Annotated in this window: 16 protein-coding genes; 11 read left to right on the forward strand and 5 right to left on the reverse strand. The window is 65.3% G+C overall.

Annotated features, from left to right (window positions below):
• Nucleotides 1–23: 23 nt before the first annotated feature.
• Complete coding sequence (locus ACSQ27_RS09660) at nucleotides 24–929, forward strand: AEC family transporter (RefSeq protein WP_436155229.1); 906 nt, start codon at nucleotides 24–26, stop codon at nucleotides 927–929.
• A 651-nt stretch (nucleotides 930–1,580) separates the two neighbouring features.
• Here ACSQ27_RS09660 and ACSQ27_RS09665 read toward each other — a convergent pair.
• Nucleotides 1,581–1,934 carry a hypothetical protein gene (locus tag ACSQ27_RS09665; RefSeq protein ID WP_436155230.1) on the reverse strand — a complete coding sequence of 118 codons (354 nt, stop codon included), beginning with the start codon at nucleotides 1,932–1,934 and terminating at the stop codon, nucleotides 1,581–1,583.
• 45 nt (nucleotides 1,935–1,979) lie between these two features.
• Nucleotides 1,980–3,032: a tRNA epoxyqueuosine(34) reductase QueG gene (gene queG / locus ACSQ27_RS09670; RefSeq protein WP_436155427.1), complete on the reverse strand. Its 1,053-nt coding sequence runs from the start codon at nucleotides 3,030–3,032 to the stop codon at nucleotides 1,980–1,982.
• Nucleotides 3,033–3,047: 15 nt separating this feature from the next.
• Here queG and tsaE point away from each other — a divergent pair, with 15 nt between their 5' ends.
• The 3 genes from tsaE to ACSQ27_RS09685 all read left to right on the forward strand — a co-directional run bounded on the left by tsaE (nucleotide 3,048) and on the right by ACSQ27_RS09685 (nucleotide 5,494).
• On the forward strand, nucleotides 3,048–3,566 hold the full coding sequence (gene tsaE / locus ACSQ27_RS09675) for a tRNA (adenosine(37)-N6)-threonylcarbamoyltransferase complex ATPase subunit type 1 TsaE (protein WP_436155231.1): 519 nt from the start codon (nucleotides 3,048–3,050) through the stop codon (nucleotides 3,564–3,566).
• Nucleotides 3,563–4,957, forward strand: a complete 1,395-nt coding sequence (locus ACSQ27_RS09680) for an N-acetylmuramoyl-L-alanine amidase (protein ID WP_436155232.1) — start codon at nucleotides 3,563–3,565, stop codon at nucleotides 4,955–4,957. Before tsaE ends, ACSQ27_RS09680 begins: the two co-directional genes overlap by 4 nt.
• A gap of 324 nt (nucleotides 4,958–5,281) precedes the next feature.
• Nucleotides 5,282–5,494, forward strand: a complete 213-nt coding sequence (locus ACSQ27_RS09685) for a glycine zipper 2TM domain-containing protein (RefSeq protein ID WP_436155233.1) — start codon at nucleotides 5,282–5,284, stop codon at nucleotides 5,492–5,494.
• 131 nt (nucleotides 5,495–5,625) lie between these two features.
• Here ACSQ27_RS09685 and ACSQ27_RS09690 read toward each other — a convergent pair whose 3' ends face one another.
• From ACSQ27_RS09690 to ACSQ27_RS09700, 3 genes are all read right to left on the reverse strand, one after another.
• Nucleotides 5,626–6,117 (reverse strand): aromatic-ring-hydroxylating dioxygenase subunit beta, encoded by a 492-nt coding sequence (locus ACSQ27_RS09690; RefSeq protein ID WP_436155234.1) that lies wholly within the window; start codon nucleotides 6,115–6,117, stop codon nucleotides 5,626–5,628.
• A complete protein-coding gene (locus tag ACSQ27_RS09695) occupies nucleotides 6,114–7,445 on the reverse strand; it encodes an aromatic ring-hydroxylating dioxygenase subunit alpha (RefSeq protein WP_436155235.1) in 1,332 nt (443 codons plus the stop codon). The genes ACSQ27_RS09690 and ACSQ27_RS09695 overlap by 4 nt, the downstream gene beginning before the upstream one ends.
• 99 nt (nucleotides 7,446–7,544) lie before the next feature.
• Nucleotides 7,545–8,204 (reverse strand): DedA family protein, encoded by a 660-nt coding sequence (locus ACSQ27_RS09700; RefSeq protein ID WP_436155236.1) that lies wholly within the window; start codon nucleotides 8,202–8,204, stop codon nucleotides 7,545–7,547.
• A gap of 85 nt (nucleotides 8,205–8,289) precedes the next feature.
• Here ACSQ27_RS09700 and mutL point away from each other — a divergent pair, with 85 nt between their 5' ends.
• The 7 genes from mutL (at nucleotide 8,290) to ACSQ27_RS09735 (ending at nucleotide 16,149) form a co-directional block, all read left to right on the forward strand.
• Nucleotides 8,290–10,218: a DNA mismatch repair endonuclease MutL gene (gene mutL, locus ACSQ27_RS09705; RefSeq protein ID WP_436155237.1), complete on the forward strand. Its 1,929-nt coding sequence runs from the start codon at nucleotides 8,290–8,292 to the stop codon at nucleotides 10,216–10,218.
• 265 nt (nucleotides 10,219–10,483) lie between these two features.
• Complete coding sequence (locus tag ACSQ27_RS09710; RefSeq protein WP_436155428.1) at nucleotides 10,484–11,326, forward strand: alpha/beta hydrolase; 843 nt, start codon at nucleotides 10,484–10,486, stop codon at nucleotides 11,324–11,326.
• 189 nt (nucleotides 11,327–11,515) lie between these two features.
• Nucleotides 11,516–12,847 (forward strand): ammonium transporter, encoded by a 1,332-nt coding sequence (locus ACSQ27_RS09715; protein WP_436155238.1) that lies wholly within the window; start codon nucleotides 11,516–11,518, stop codon nucleotides 12,845–12,847.
• Between the two features lie 25 nt (nucleotides 12,848–12,872).
• Nucleotides 12,873–13,235 carry a hypothetical protein gene (locus ACSQ27_RS09720; protein WP_436155239.1) on the forward strand — a complete coding sequence of 121 codons (363 nt, stop codon included), beginning with the start codon at nucleotides 12,873–12,875 and terminating at the stop codon, nucleotides 13,233–13,235.
• A gap of 54 nt (nucleotides 13,236–13,289) precedes the next feature.
• Nucleotides 13,290–14,534, forward strand: a complete 1,245-nt coding sequence (locus ACSQ27_RS09725; RefSeq protein WP_436155240.1) for a multidrug effflux MFS transporter — start codon at nucleotides 13,290–13,292, stop codon at nucleotides 14,532–14,534.
• 56 nt (nucleotides 14,535–14,590) lie between these two features.
• Nucleotides 14,591–15,499, forward strand: a complete 909-nt coding sequence (gene miaA, locus ACSQ27_RS09730) for a tRNA (adenosine(37)-N6)-dimethylallyltransferase MiaA (RefSeq protein ID WP_436155429.1) — start codon at nucleotides 14,591–14,593, stop codon at nucleotides 15,497–15,499.
• Nucleotides 15,496–16,149, forward strand: coding sequence for an ABC transporter ATP-binding protein (locus ACSQ27_RS09735; protein ID WP_436155241.1), 654 nt, complete (start codon nucleotides 15,496–15,498; stop codon nucleotides 16,147–16,149). Before miaA ends, ACSQ27_RS09735 begins: the two co-directional genes overlap by 4 nt.
• The last annotated feature ends 1 nt before the right edge of the window (nucleotide 16,150 follow it).

Consider the following 16,150-nt stretch of genomic DNA (forward strand, 5'->3'; position numbering starts at 1 on the left):
GGATTGCGGTTATTCTCGGCGGGGTGAACTACGCCCAGCTTCTTTTCCCCGACTTTTCCCTTATTGTTTGCGGCTACCTGGTGTGCCGCTACACCGCCCTCAACCGCACGGTCTGGGAGAAGGTGGAAAGCCTGGTCTATTACTTTTTGTTTCCGGTCCTGCTGTTCCACTCCATCGTGAAGAGCCCGCTGGACCTGGGCGCCGCCTCCAGCCTGATAGGCGCCGGCCTGCTGATGGGCGTGGCCGGCATCGCCATGGCCTACAGCCTGCCCTACCTGCCCTGGCTGCGCCGCCACATCGACCCACGCGAACACGCGGCCAGCGCACAGGTGGCCTTTCGCTTCAACTCCTTCATCGCCCTGGCCCTGGCCGAGCGCCTGGCCGGCGCCCAGGGCCTGCAGCTGATCGCGGTGCTGATCGGCGTCTGCGTACCGCTCTTCAACGTCGCCGCGGTATGGCCCATGGCCAAGCATGCCCAGCGCGGCTTCCTGGGCGAGCTGGTGCGCAACCCGCTCATCGTGGCAACGGCCACCGGCCTCATCGCCAACCTGCTGGGTTTCAGCATCCCCTTCTGGCTGGAACCCACCGTCAACCGCATAGGCGCAGCCTCCCTGGCCCTGGGCCTGATGTCGGCCGGCGCCGGCATGCAGTTCGCCCACCTGGCGCAATCCAGGACGCTGACCGTGGCGGTGCTGTCGATACGCCACTTCCTGCTGCCCATCGTGGCGCTCGGCCTGGCCAAGGCCTTTGGCCTGTCGCCGGTGCAGACCACCATACTGCTGGCCTTCTCCGCCCTGCCGACGGCCTCCAGTGCTTATGTGCTTGCGGCGCGGATGGGGTACAACGGGGCTTATGTTGCCGGGTTGGTTACTCTTTCGACGATGTTGGGGGTGGTTAGTTTGCCGTTTGCGTTGGCGGTGCTGAGGTAGGTTTTTTGGGCCGGGTCTTGCTCCCGGCCTTTGCGCTTTTTGCTGAGGGCTGCTGGCCGGGGGTTGCCCGGCAGCAAGTAACTTTCTTTTGCTTCGCCAAAAGAAAGTCACCAAAGAAAAGGCGACCCGCAGTCTGGGTCCCTACGCTTCGCTTCGGGCAACCTGCGGTGCTCGACTACGGCGGGGTCTCGCGCAAACTCGCTTCGCTCAAACAAGCGCGATCCCTGATCCGCCTACGTCTGCGCTCCTCGGCCCAGCCAGGACGGGGCAATCGGGAACGGGAACAGAAGACAAATACCAAAGAACAAACCAAAACAAACAAGGACTCGCCAAGGCGAGTCCTTGTGGTTTTCAGTATTTGAATTTGGTATTCCTTCCCCACCCCTTGTGGATGCGCCGAGGAGCGCAGGTTCAGGCGGATCAGGGATCGCGTTGTCTGAGCGAAGCGCAGCGTAGCGAGTTTAGCGAGACCCCGCCTGAACCGAGCACCGCAGGTTGCCCGTAGCGCAGCGGAGGGACGCAGCAACCAGGGTCGCCTTTTCTTTTGCTTACTTTTCTTTTGGCGAAGCAAAAGAAAAGTGAGTAGCCGCCGGGCTACCCCCGGCCAGCAAACCTCAGAGGAGAACGCAAAGGCCAGGACAAGACCCGGCCTCAAGAAGCATTTTTCTTCTCAATGAATTCCCCCATACGACTAAGCAATCTCCACCACTCCGACCCATCCTCCCGATAAACCCGTATCGCCCCCGCCCGGACAAGAATCTTCCGCAACTCATCCTCCTCAAACCCACCCAAATGCATCTGCAGGGTTTCAAAGGAACGGTCGGTATAGCCCTTGTGGCCCAGGAAATGGCGAGCCGTGTCCTCGGCCATGAACTCGGTCTTGTGTTGTTCATGGGCCAGCGCCAGCTGGTGTTTGTGAAGCTGCCGGTTCAGGAAAAACGTGATGCCGCCGCCAACGGCCGCGCCGAACAGCGAAGCCAGCGCGCCTGAGATCGTGGGGTCCATGTAGGTGTCCTTTCATGCACGGGGCATATTACAAGCTGAAGGAGGTCATTGGGCCAGGGCCCATTCAATGTGTTCCGCGACCAGTTCACCGCCCTCTGCGGCGCGCGCGCGCAGGGCCTCGCGCAGGGGCCGCCCGGCGGGTTCATCGAGCACGCGCAGGGCATTGCCCATGGCCACCGCGATGTTGCGCAGCCAGCGTTCGTGGCCTATGCGCCGTATCGGGCTGCCTTCGGTGAAGCGCAAAAACGCCTCTTCGGTCCAGCCGAACAGGGTCACCAGTTGCTGCCCTGTCAGGCCCAGGCGTTCGTCGAAATCGGGCAAGGCACTGCGCTGGGCGAATTTGTTCCAGGGGCAAATCAGCTGGCAGTCATCGCAGCCGTAGATGCGGTTGCCGATCAGCGGCCGCAGCTCCAGCGGGATGGGCCCGGCGTGTTCTATGGTCAGGTAGGAGATGCAGCGCCGTGCGTCGAGCTTGTGCGGCGCAATGATGGCCTGTGTGGGACACACCTCTATGCAGGCCTGGCAGGTTCCGCAATGCGGCGCCACCGGCTCGCTGGGCGGCAAGGCGAGGTCCACATAGATTTCCCCCAGGAAGAACATGGAGCCGGCCTCGCGATTCAGCAGCAAGGTGTGCTTGCCGCGCCAGCCCTGCCCGCTGCGGGCCGCCAGTTCGGCCTCCAGGACCGGCGCGGAATCGGTGAAGGCGCGGTGGCCCAGTTGTTCCACGTGCGCCGAGATGCGCTCGCCGAGTTTTTGCAGGCGGCTGCGCATGATCTTGTGGTAGTCGCGGCCGCGCGCATAAACCGACACAATGCCCTCGGCGGGCCGCTCCAGGCGGCTGAATTCCAGGGCCTGCCACTCGCCGGGGGCGGCGGAGGTGGCGGCCGGCAGGTAGTTCATGCGTGCCGTGATGACACTCACCGTGCCCGGGATCAGTTCGGCCGGCCGGGCGCGTTTGAGGCCGTGCGCGGCCATGTAGTGCATGTCGCCATGAAAACCCGCCGCCAGCCAGGCCGATAATCCGGGTTCGGCCGACGACAGGTCGACACCGGCAATGCCGATTTGCGAAAATCCAAGCTCGCGCGCCCAAGCCTGAATTTGAGAAACGAACTGATGACTGTTCAAAGAGTTGCTGGCGGACACCCGCTGATTGTAAAAAACATTGCCTGGCACGACGAGGAGGCCACGGCAGCCTTCGCGCGGACCCTGGCCGGCCACTCCGCGATAGGCCGCGCGCTGATCGAGCTACAGGGCGACCTGGGTGCGGGCAAAACCACCTTTGTGCGCCACCTGCTCAAGAGCCTGGGCGTGCAGGGCCGCATCAAGAGTCCCACCTATGCGGTGGTCGAACCTTACACACTGGCGGACGCCGGCCCGGATGCAGGCCAAAATGGCGCCATGAACATCTGGCACTTCGATTTCTACCGCTTCAACGATCCGCGCGAATGGGAAGAAGCCGGCTTTCGCGACATCTTCGCCGCCCCAGGGCTCAAGCTCGTCGAATGGCCGGAAAAAGCCGGCCCCCACCTGCCGCAGCCCGACCTGCTGCTGCGCCTGGAAGTGCTGCCGGACGACACGCGCGCCGTCACCCTGACGGCCCACACGGCCACCGGCGCGGAACTGATCGCATGAAGCGCCCCGCCCTGAACCGCCGCAGCGCCCTGCAACTGGGCAGCGTGGTGCTGCTGCTGGGTGTGCAGCACATCGCACGCGGCGCCACCATCGTGGCGGTGCGCGTCTGGCCGTCCAAGGACTACACGCGGCTGACCATCGAGTCGGACGGCGAAATCAAGGCGCGGCAGTTTTTTGTCGCCGAACCGCCGCGCCTGGCCGTCGACATCGAAGGCATAGACCTGATCCCGGCCTTGCGCGAACTTGTCGCCAAGGTCAAATCCGACGACCCCAACATCTCCGGCATACGCGTGGGGCAAAACGCCCCCGGCGTGGTGCGGCTGGTGATAGACCTCAAGCAGCCGATACAGCCGCAGGTGTTCACGCTGCCGCCCGTCGCCGCCTACCAGTACCGGCTGGTGTTCGATCTCTACCCGACGCAGGTGGCCGACCCGCTCGAAGTCCTGATCGCCGAGAAGCTCGCCGACCGGCAGCCCGGCGCCGCGCCCGCGCCTGCCGGCAGCGACCCGATCGCCGACCTGATTGCGCGGCAATCGGGAAAGCCGGCCGACAGCAGCAAACCGCCACCGGCCGTCATTGCGGAAAAAGAAAAGGAAAAAGAAAAACCCACAGGGCCCGCGCCCGGCCCGGGCAGTGCCAAGCCGTCGCCCGAAGCGGCGATCATCGCCAAGAACAAAACCGACCGCCTTGTCATCGTGGCGCTGGATCCGGGCCATGGCGGCGAAGACCCGGGCGCCGTCGGTCCCGGCGGCACGCGCGAAAAAGACGTGGTACTGCAGATCGCGCACCGCCTGCGCGACCGCATCAACCAGCAGCCCAATATGCGCGCCTACCTCACGCGCGATGCCGACTTCTTCGTGCCGCTGCACATCCGCGTGCAAAAAGCCAGGCGCGTGCAGGCCGACCTGTTCATCAGCATCCATGCCGACGCCTTCTTCACGGCGCGGCCCCAAGGCGCCAGTATCTTCGCGCTCAGCGAGAAAGGCGCTTCCAGCAGCGCCGCGCGCTGGATCGCCGACAAGGAAAACTCGGCCGACCTGGTGGGCGGCGTCAACGTCAAGGCCAAGGACGCGCAGGTGCAGAAAGCCCTGCTGGACATGAGCACCACGGCTCAGATCAACGACAGCCTCAAGCTCGGCAGCGCCATGCTGGGAGAGATCGGCAACGTCGGCAAGCTGCACAAGCCCAAAGTGGAACAAGCCGGCTTCGCCGTCCTGAAAGCGCCCGACATCCCGAGCGTGCTGGTGGAGACCGCCTTCATCAGCAACCCCGACGAAGAAGCCAAGCTGCGCAGCGACGACTACCAGATACAGCTGGCCGATGCCTTGATGCGCGGCATCACACGCTACTTCGCGCGCAATCCGCCGCTGGCGCGCAACCGCGCTGTTTAAGCCGCTTCCACCTGTCTGTGTTGCTGAAGTGCAGGCAGTGGGCTTGCAATGTTTAGAGTCGTTCACAAAACCCAGCGAAGCGGTCCTGGCTAGGCGCGTCGCCGCAGACAGTGCTACAGCACGGCAAGGCGGCGCAACAACGCCAGGAGGGTTTTTGAGCGACTCTTTACTACGAAAGACCGCAGGGAGCCGACAGTTCCCGGCGACCTTCTCCTACAGTCCCCGCACACCTGCCCACCTACATTGAGGTCACAGGCAAAGCCGGGGCATCACGATGTGAATGCCCACAGCAAGAGCCTGAAACTCTTAGCAAAGGTACACAAGATGAACACGAAATTAATGATCGCAGCAGCGGCGGCAGCACTGATAGGCCTGGGCGGTTGCAGCACCAGCCCGACCAATGCACAAATCGGCACCGGCGTTGGCGCCGTGGCCGGCGGCCTGGTGGGTAATGCCGTCTTCGGCAGCACCCTGGGCACCGTGGGCGGCGCAGCCGCCGGTGCGGTGATCGGTAACGAGGTCGGCAAGAAGCGCTGACCCCGCGCCCCACCTGATTTAGCCGTTCACAAAGCCCAGCGCAGCGGTCCTGGCTAGGCGCGTCGCCGCAGACAGTACACCAGTACGGCAAGGCGGCGCAACAACGCCAGGAGGGGTTTTTGAACGGCTCCTTAGATCGGGTAGATCAGCGAGTTGAGAATCATCTCGCTGTCGTAAACACAAAGACGGCTCCTGAATTTCAGTGAGCCGTCTTTTTGCGTGAGCTCGTCGATATAGCGTCCCACGTTGTAGACCTCGCTGACGCCGCCCGGCTTGGTGCGGAACACCGCGTAGTTGGCTTCGGCCGTGATGGCATCGCCCTCGTGCGAGAGAATGCGCGCCGGGCTGACGATGTGGCGCATGTAATACGGCCCGTGGTAAATCGTCTGCGTGACGCCGTACACCCGGTCTTTCATCATGCCGCGGCTTTCCAGCGCCATCAGCGCCAGCGGCAGGCCGCGGTCGAAGTTCTCGCGGGCCTGTACCTTGTAGCGGCCGTCCTCCACGAAGAATTCAGGCCATTCCTCAAAGCGTTTTTCGTCGAGCGCCGCCGCGTAATCGGCGTTGAGCCGGTCCACCTGCAGTTGCAGCAGCAGGCGTTGAGTTTGTTCGATCTCCGTCATAGGCCCATGACTTTCTTCCAGTAGGCATACATGCTGCGGATCAGGGTTTCGGTGACCATGTGCTCGGTCATCTCGTTGCCGGTGCCGCCCAGTTCGCACAGCGTGGCGCCCTCGCCGGCCTGCTCGAACCCGGCCTGGCTGAACTCGATCACCTCGCCGTCGTCCGCACTCACAAACCCCGCCGGCCCGAACAGGTTGGCCTGGCGCAGGCGGCGCTGCGTCATCTCGGGCGTGTCGTCGGCAAAGCCGAAATGCGTCCAGATGAAATCGAACTCGCCCTGGCCGCGCGGCACGATGTGGCGGGTGCTCAGCGAATTGACCTGCTGCTGGATGATCAGGCTGGGAAACAGCGTGATCATGGTGACGGTGGGCGTGATGTCGCTGCCGGGATTGGACGGGTCGGGTACCGTCCACCAGGGCTCGGGCACCACGTCCAGCAGCCGGTCGTCGTGCAGCGCCATGTTCGCCTTGAAGGAGGTCACGCCCTCGGTCACCGCGGCGTTTTGCCCGCCTTCGTTGCGGCGCGAGATCATCACCGCGTGGCGGCCCTCCTCGTCCATCACCATGCGGCTTTTCTGGTCGGCACGCCACAGGCCGAAGGTCACGAACCAGGTGTGCAGCAAGCCCGGGTGGTAAGGATCCTTGATGTTTTCCATCATCAGCTTCCAGTTGCCCGGAATGCGCTGGCGGTTGTAGCCCAGCAGGGTCAGCTTGCGCGCGCCTTCCGGGCCCTTGAAGATGCGGTCCAGCCAGGGCATGAGCTGCGGGCCCAGGTAGTCCTTCAGCGGCTCGGTCTCCTCGCTGAAAGTGGCGAACACCAGGCCGTGCAGCAGCGCCACGCGCAGCTTGGTCAGGCCGTGGTCCTTGAGGTCAAAGCCTTCGGGCATGCCGCCGTTGACGCAGTCGCCCTCCTTCACCCCGTCCTTGAAGGGAAGGCCCGCGAGGTCGCCGTTGAGCTTGTAGGTCCACTGGTGGTAGGGGCAGACAAAGCTGCGCGCATTGCCTTGCGGGTTCTGGCAAAAGCGCACGCCGCGATGCGCGCAGCGGTTTTCCACCACGCGTATGCCGTGGTCGGTGGCGCGGTCCTTGGGCGCGATGCGGTCGCGCACCATCAGCACCTGGCGCTCGCCCACGTGGCTAAGCTTGTAGTCGCCGACATTCGGGATCTCGGCCTCCAGCCCCACATAACACCAGTGCGCGCCGTAAAAGATTTTCTCGAGTTCGCGCTGGTAGAGCTGGGCGTCGGTGTAAGCCCAGAATGGGACGCGGCTGGAACCGGGCTGGGTCCAGCGGGAGAGTTCTGTGCTTGAAAGGGGCGGCGCGTTCATGGGTCCTCGCACGGGAATGGGGATGCTGTCGAAATAATGATACGCTTACTTATCAATTGCCATCCCCCGGGTTTTACCCACCCCTGTCGCCCATGCGCGTCAGGATGAGGAAGCGGCGGATCCGGCCTTGCGCCTGGCTTTCCAGGCGCCGAAGATCACCAGCAGGCCGGGCACCAGGATCAAGGCCCAGATGATTTTGTCGAGATGGGTTTTGACAAACGGGATGTTGCCGAAGAAGTAGCCCACGGTGACAATGCCGCCCACCCACAGGGCGCCGCCCACGAGGTTGAACAACGTGAACTTGCTGCGCGTCATCTCCGACACGCCCGCGACAAAGGGAGCGAAGGTGCGCAGGAAAGGCATGAAACGCGCCGCGATGATGGTGACGCCGCCATAGCGCTCATAAAACGCGTGGGCCTGGTCAAACGCCTTTTTGTTGAACCAGCGCGAGTTTTCCCACTGGAAAACCTTGGGCCCCAGGAAGCGGCCTATGCTGTAGTTGCACTGGTCGCCCAGCACGGCCGCCACAAACAGCAACCCCACCGCGAGCGGAAAACTCATCAGGCCCACGCCGCACATCGCGCCCACCACGAAGAGCAGCGAATCGCCCGGCAGGAAGGGCATGACGACTACGCCGGTTTCCACAAAAATGATGATGAACAACAGGGCATAGACCCAGGCACCGTAGCTGGTGACAAAGGCCTCGAGGTGCTTGTCGACGTGGAGGATGAAATCGATGAGAAAAGCGGCTAGTTCCATGGCCTTGATTCTGACACGCCCAAAATCCCGGCCACGGGTACGGTCAAGCACGCCAACCGGGCCCTGAGCCTAAAATTGGCCGCACATGACTTCCCTGACATCCCCCTCCCGCCGTCCCATTCGCGAGCTGCCCGATGAACTGATCAGCCAGATTGCCGCCGGTGAGGTTGTGGAGCGCCCCGCCTCGGTGGTGCGCGAGCTGGTCGACAACGCCCTGGACGCGGGCGCGACCCAGGTCACGGTGCGGCTGCTGGCCGGCGGCGTCCGGCTGATCCTGGTCGAAGATGACGGCTTCGGCATTCCGCGCGAAGAACTGCCGGTGGCGCTGAGGCGCCATGCGACCAGCAAGATCGCCTCGCTGCAGGACCTTGAAGCCGTGGGCACCATGGGCTTTCGCGGCGAGGCGCTGGCCGCCATCAATTCGATCGCCGACATGAGCCTGCTGTCCAGGACCGAGGGCAACGAGCACGCCTGGCAACTGGACGGCCGCACCGGCGAACTCAAGCCCGCCGCGCGCAGCCGCGGCACCAGCGTGGAAGTGCGCGAGCTGTTTTACGCCACGCCGGCGCGCCGCAAGTTTTTGAAAACCGACGCCACCGAACTGGCCCACTGCATCGAAGCCGTGCGCCGCCATGCGCTGGTGCGCCCCGACGTCGGCTTTGCCATCTGGCACGAGGGCAAGCTGGTTGAGCAATGGCGCGCCGCCAGCGGCGACAAAGCCCACCAGCAGCGCCTGGCCGACGTGCTGGGCAGCGAATTCGTCGAGCAGTCGGTCGCCGTGAACTACGAAAGCTCGGCCCTGCGCCACGACGGGCAGCCCGCCGTGCGCGTCTGGGGCGTGGCCGGCATCCCGGATGCCGCCCGTTCGCGCGCCGACCAGCAGTTCGCCTATGTCAACGGCCGCTACGTGCGCGACAAGGTGCTGACCCACGCGGCGCGCAGCGCCTATGAGGACGTGCTGCACGGCCACCGCCAGCCGGTGTATGCGCTGTATGTCGAGATCGACCCCAGCCGCGTGGATGTGAACGTGCACCCGACCAAGATCGAAGTGCGCTTTCGCGACAGCCGCGAGGTGCACCAGGCAGTGCGCCATGCCACGGAAAACGCGCTTGCGATTCCGCGTTCCACGTCAACCGTCGCGGCAAATGAGGGACTTGCCGGCGTGGCCACGGAGGCCGCCCCCGAATCAAGCCTCGCGTTTTCGCGCCAGGGATGGGCGCAACCGGCCATGAATTTCACCAGCAACGGCGGCAGCCGGGTGTCCGACTTTGAAGCCATGTGGCCGTCGCCGTCACGGCCCGCCGAGGGCCGCATGGAAACAGGCGGCAGTTTTGCGCCCGCGCCTTCGTATGCACCAGCGCCCGCCACGCCCCCAAACGGTGCGGCAGGCCCCGCCGATGCCACGCCTCTCCCCCCGGGCGACTGGCCGCTGGGCCGCGCGATTGCCCAGTTGCAGGGCATCTACGTGCTGGCCGAAAACACCCAGGGCCTGGTCATCGTGGACATGCACGCGGCCCATGAGCGCATTGTTTACGAGCGCCTGAAGACCCAGATGGACGGCGGTGAAGGCGCCAGCCTGGCCAGCCAGCCGCTGCTGATTCCCGCGACCTTTGCCGCGAGTCCGCAGGAAGTCGCCACGGCCGAAGCCAGCGCCCAGACCCTGGCAACGCTGGGCCTGGAAATCACGCCGTTTTCGCCCAAGACCCTGGCGGTGCGCGCCGTGCCCACCAGCCTGGCCCAGGGCGACGCGGTGGAACTGGCGCGCAGTGTGCTGGCCGAACTGGCCCAGCACGACGCCAGCACCGTGATCCAGCGCGCGCAGAACGAGCTGCTGTCGACCATGGCCTGCCACGGCGCGGTGCGCGCCAACCGCAAGCTCACGCTGGACGAGATGAACGCCCTGCTGCGCCAGATGGAAGCCACCGAGCGCTCCGACCAGTGCAACCACGGCCGGCCGACCTGGCGGCAGGTCAGCATCAAGGAGCTTGACTCGCTCTTCCTGCGCGGGCGTTAGGACCTTTCAAAAAATCCCTCCTGGCGTTGTTGCGCCGCCTTGCCGTGCTGGAGCACTGTCTGCGGCGCCGCGCCTGGCCAGGACCGCTTCGCCGGGTTTTGTGAAAGGCCCTAGGGTTCACTCTGCTTGCCCGACTTTTCCAAAACTTCACCGTGAAGTAAGAGCCTGGTGGCGCACGGGCGTGAAAATTGCGCGCTGGGAGCTGTTACATAAGGGAAACACCCGCCGCCAGAACTTTTGGGGCAAGATGGACTCAGTCATGACCATGAAACGCTGGCACCTTTTCGCAAGCTTCGGAACGGCGCTGGCCCTGCTGGCAGGCTGCGCCACCCTCGACGAAAAGCAGCGTGCCTGGATTTTCCAGCCCAGCGACCGCACGTGGGGCGGCGCCGCCGCCGCCGCGGTGGGCATGGATGACGTCTGGATTGACTACACCGCCGCCAACGAGCACCCGATCCGCCTGCACGGGCTGTGGCTGGGCAGCGACAGGCCGGATGACGCCAAGGCACCGGTGCTGCTCTACCTGCATGGCGCGCGCTACAACGTCACCGGCTCCGCGCCGCGCATGCGCCGCATGCAGGAACTCGGGTTCTCGGTGCTGGCCATCGACTACCGCGGCTTCGGCAAAAGCACGCAGGAACTGCCCTCCGAAAAATCCGCCTACGAAGACGCCCGTGCCGCCTGGGACTGGCTGGCGAAAAAATACCCGGACCGGCCGCGCTACATCTTCGGCCACTCGCTGGGCGGGACCATCGCCATCAACCTGGCGACCGAAGTCGGCGACGAACGGGGCACCATCGTCGAGAGCACTTTCACCTCCATCGCCGACGTGGTGAGCAGCTCCCAGTGGGGCTGGATGCCGGTGTCGCTGCTGATCACCCAACGCTTTGAAGCCGTGCGCAAAGTCGACAAGATAGGCTCACCGCTGCTGGTGGTGCACGGCGACGAAGACCGGCTGATACTGCCCGACCTGGGGCGCAAGCTCTACGACGCCGCCGTGCAGCCCAAGCAGTTCGTGCTGGTGCCGGGCGGGTCCCACCACAACGCCAACCTGGTCGGCCTGCCGCAGTACCGGCAGGCACTGACCCAGCTTTTTGACCTGAAATAAGGTCACGGGGTAGAGGGGAGTGGCTGCATGCGTCGCGCGCAGCCGCAGCCCAGGTCAGCCCAAAAAAGCGGTACTACTGCCGCATTCCAGCCAACAATTTCTCACAAATGGGTATTTTTTACTTACCTGTGACATGTAGCCGGATGTAACATCCCTTTTCGAATAACACTAAAAATCGAGAGGGATTCCATGAGCCAAGTCTTGCCAACCCGCAGGCTGCCCGCCTTCACCTTGCTGGCTCTTGCCCTGCCGCTGCTGGCATCGGCACCCCTGCATGCCCAGACAGCTGCCACCGCCGCAGTGCCGGCGCTTGCAAAATTCAACGGGGCGGACACGGCCTGGATGCTGATCTCGACCGTGCTGGTGCTGCTGATGACCATTCCCGGCATCATGCTGTTCTACAGCGGCATGATGCGGGCCAAAAACGCCCTCTCCATCGTGGCGCATACCTTTGCGGCCACAGCCGTGGTCACGCTGGTATGGGCGGGCATTGCCTACTCGCTCGCCTTCACGCCCGGCAGTCCCTGGATCGGGGACATGAGCCGGGCGCTCAGCGACGGGCTGCTGGGTGCCAAAGTCGGCGCGCACCCTTCGGCGCCCACCGTGCCGGAATCGGCTTTTTTCATGTTCCAGCTGGCATTCGCCATCATCACCTTCGCGCTGATCATCGGCGCCACCGTGGAGCGCATGCGCCTGAGCGCCACCATTTTCTTCGCGGCCTTCTGGACCATCCTGGTCTATGCCCCCGTGGCGCACTGGATCTGGCAGCCCACCGGCTGGCTCGCCAGCATGGGGCACATGGATTTTGCGGGCGGCACGGTGGTGCACATCGCCGCGGGTGCCAGTGGCCTGGTGGCGGCCAAGGTCGTGGGTCCGCGCAAGGGCTTCGGCACCGAGCCCATGGTGCCGCACAACCTGCTGGTGACCATCATCGGCGCGGGGCTGTTGTGGGCCGGCTGGTTTGGCTTCAATGCAGGCTCGGCCTTTGAGGCCAGTTCACGCGCCGTCGGCGCCTTGCTGGCCACCCAGGTGGCAGCCTGCGTCGGCGCCTTCGTGTGGGGCATCTGCGAATACGTCCAGCGCGGCAAATTCAGCGTGCTGGGCATGGCAACCGGCGCCATTGCCGGCCTGGTCGCCATCACGCCGGCCTCCGGCTTTGTCGGCGTCCTCGGCGCATCGGCGCTGGGCGCGGCGGCGGGTGTCGGCTGTTTCCTCGCGGTGACCCGCTTCAAGCGCACGACGGGCATCGACGATTCGCTCGACGTGTTTGCACTGCATGGCGTGGGCGGTTTCATAGGCACGGTCCTGACCCCCGTGTTTGCGCTCAAGGAAATTGCACCGGTCACGGCGACCGTGCTGACCAATCTCATGGGAGCCTGTGCCGTCGCGGCTTACGCCGGCGTCATGACCTGGCTGATCTTGCTGGTGGTCAAGCCCCTGGCCGGCCTTCGCGTGACCGCGGAAGAGGAACAACTGGGGCTTGACCTTGCCCAGCATGGCGAAATGATTTCAGGCGCCTGAGCGCCTGGCGATCCATACGCACACCATGCAGCTGACCATGAATCCGCCCGATTCCGACCTCATGACCTATGCAGTGCGCATGGTCATTCCCATGAAGCGGGAATTCGGGCGCTCACTGAACGTCCACCAATTCCTGCACGACCTGCCCTACGCCACGGAAGTCATCCAGGAGGCGCTGAAAAGCAAGGACGAGCGCCTGCGCGGCTATGCCGCTTATGCGCAGACCAAAATTTTCGGCCCTCGCAGCAGTGAACCCCTGCCGCCGAAGGCTTCCACCACGGCCGAACCTTTACCGGCCGCAGCGGTCCCCTCCGCGGCCAGTGAAACGGAAATCAGCGAAGACCTGCGCGCCAAGGCCATCGCCCGGTACAAGTCGGGCCTGCGCTGAAAACCCCGGCGGCGGCGCGCCGCCGCCGGGCGTTTGTCTGATACGCTCAGTTGGATGGATGTTTCCGTTTCGAAGACCGTGGCGCCCGCCATGCCGGCCGGCATGGTCGTATTGATCCTCTCAATGCTGCTGGGCATCCAGCCCGTCACCACCGACCTCTACCTGCCGGCCCTGCCCGCGCTCACCGAAGGCTTCGGCGCGCCCATGTCGCAGGCCCAGCTCACGCTCAGCGCTCTGCTGCTGGCCTTCGGCACCTCGCAACTGATCTGGGGCCCGATGTCCGACCGCTTCGGGCGCAGGCCCATCCTGCTGTGGGGCCTGGCGGCCTACACCCTGGCCTCGATAGGCAGCACTTTCGCGCCTTCGATGGCAATGCTGATCGCCTGGCGCGTGGTCCAGGGCGCGGCCATGGGCGCGGCGGTCATGTGCGCGCGCGCCATCGTGCGCGACCTGTACCAGCCGCTCGAAGGCGCGCGTGTCATGTCCAAGGGCCTGAGCGGCCTGGGTGTGCTGGCCTGCATCTGCGCGCCGCTGGGCGGCCTGCTGTCGGAGTTCTACGGCTGGCGCATCGCGCTGGCGGCGCTGGCCGTGTTCGGCGCGGCCACGCTGGCGCTGGTCGGCCTGCGCTTTGAAGAGTCCCTCGCGCTGAAAAACCCGCAGGCCCTGAGGCCCGGCACGCTGCTGCGCACCTGGGGGCAGATCCTGCGCAACCCCACCTTCCTGGCCTTCTCGGCGCTCACGGCGGCCTCCTACGGCGGGCTGTTCACCTTCCTGGCGACCTCCTCCTTCGTCTTCATCCGGGTGCTGGGCCTGAGCAAGACGGGCTACGGCCTGGTGATGTTTTCGATGTGTTTTTGCTACCTTGCCGGCACCTTCATCTGCCGCCGCCTGCTGCCGCGTTTCGGCGTGCGGCGCTCCGTCGCGATCGCCGCCTGCCTGAGCCTGACCGGCGGCACCACCATGGGCGTGCTGGCCTGGGCCGGCGTGCAGAACGTCTGGGCCATCATGCTGCCCTACTACCTCTTCATGCTGGGCCACGGCGTGCACCAGCCCTGCGGCCAGAGCGGCGCCGTCGGCCCCTTTCCGCAGGCGGCCGGCGCGGCCTCGGCACTCAACGGTTTTCTGATGATGCTGGTGGCCTTCGGCATGGGCGGCTGGCTGGGCACCCACATGGACGGCACGGTGCGGCCGCTGACCAACGGCCTGTGGTTCTGGAGCGTGCTGATCGCGGCCACGGCCTGGACCGTGGTGCGCAAATACGGCGAACCCGCGCATGAGGCGGCAGCGAGAAACCCGTGAGCCCCTCCTGCATCTGCATCGCCGGCCCCACCGCCTCCGGCAAGACCGCCGCCGCGATGGCGATCGCCCAGCGCCATGCGGTCGAGATCATCAGCGTCGACTCGGCCCTGGTCTACCGCGGCATGGACATAGGCACGGCCAAACCCACGCCGGACGAACTCGCGGCCGTGCCGCACCACCTGATCGACATTCGCGACCCGCTGCAGGCCTACAGTGCCGCCGAGTTCGTGGCCGATGCCGACCGCCTCATCCAGGACATCAGCGCGCGCGGCAAGCTGCCGCTGCTGGTGGGCGGCACCATGCTCTACTTCAAGGCCTTGTTCGACGGCCTGGACGACATGCCCAAGGCCGACCCCGCGGTGCGCGCCACGCTGGCCGATGAAGCGGCCGCGCAGGGCTGGCCCGCGCTGCACGCTGAACTCGCGCGCGTGGACCCGGCCACGGCCGCGCGGCTGGCACCCAACGATTCGCAGCGCATCTCGCGCGCGCTGGAAGTGTTTCGCGTATCCGGCCAGCCCCTGTCTTTTTTCCATGCCCAAGGCGCGGCCAAAAAGGCCGCCACCGGCAGCGGCAACAATGCGGCGCCGGCCCTGGTCTCCCTGGAGCCGCAAGACCGCGCCTGGCTGCATGAACGCATCGCCCTGCGCTTTGACGCCATGCTCGCGGCGGGCTTCATCGATGAAGTCAAAACCCTGCGTGCGCGCGGCGACCTGAACCCGGACCTCCCCTCCATGCGCTGCGTCGGCTACCGCCAGGCCTGGGAAGCGCTGGACGGCGACTACCCGATGGCGGAGTTGCGCGACAGGGGCATCTTCGCCACACGCCAGCTCGCCAAACGCCAGATCACCTGGCTGCGCTCCATGCCGTGGCGCCAGGTGGTGGCTTGCGATGGGCCCGAAGCTTTGCAGCAGGTCCTGGAACTCGTCAACACGCAAACACAGATGCAAGGGCAGGGCCGGGCATGAACAACCTGCAGGTCCGCGAACTGGCCAAGCGCTACGGCGACGCGGTGGTCTTCAGCCATGTCTCGCTGGACGTCGCGCCCGGCGAGTTCGTCGCCATCGTCGGCGAGTCGGGCGTGGGCAAATCAACGCTGCTCAACTGCATGGCCGGGCTGGACAGCTGGGATGAAGGCTCGGTGCAGCTCAAGGGCCAGGACCTGGGCGCGCTCAGCGACGACCAGCGCGCATTGCTGCGCCGCCGCCACGTGGGTTTTGTCTTCCAGGCTTTCCATGTGCTGCCTCACCTGGACGTGGCGCAAAACGTGGCGCTGCCCTTGCTGCTGCTGGAGCAGCCCGATGCGGCCAGGGTGGAGGCCATGCTCGAAGCCGTCGGCCTGGGCGGCCTGGGCGGGCGGCTGCCGCAGCAGCTCAGCGGCGGGCAACTGCAACGCGTGGCCATCGCGCGGGCTCTGGTGCACAAGCCCGGCCTGCTGCTGGCCGACGAGCCCACCGGCAACCTGGACCCGGCCACGGCCGCCCTGGTGATGGACGCGCTGATCGCCCAGACGCGCGGGCAAGGCGCCTCGCTGGTACTGGTCACCCACTCGGAAGCCGCCGCCGCGCGCGCCGACCGCACGCTGCACCTGAGCGCGGGCGGCATCCGGGCTGATTGAA

The sequence above is a fragment of the Polaromonas sp. LjRoot131 genome, from assembly GCF_964252805.1.
GTDB lineage: Bacteria > Pseudomonadota > Gammaproteobacteria > Burkholderiales > Burkholderiaceae_C > Polaromonas.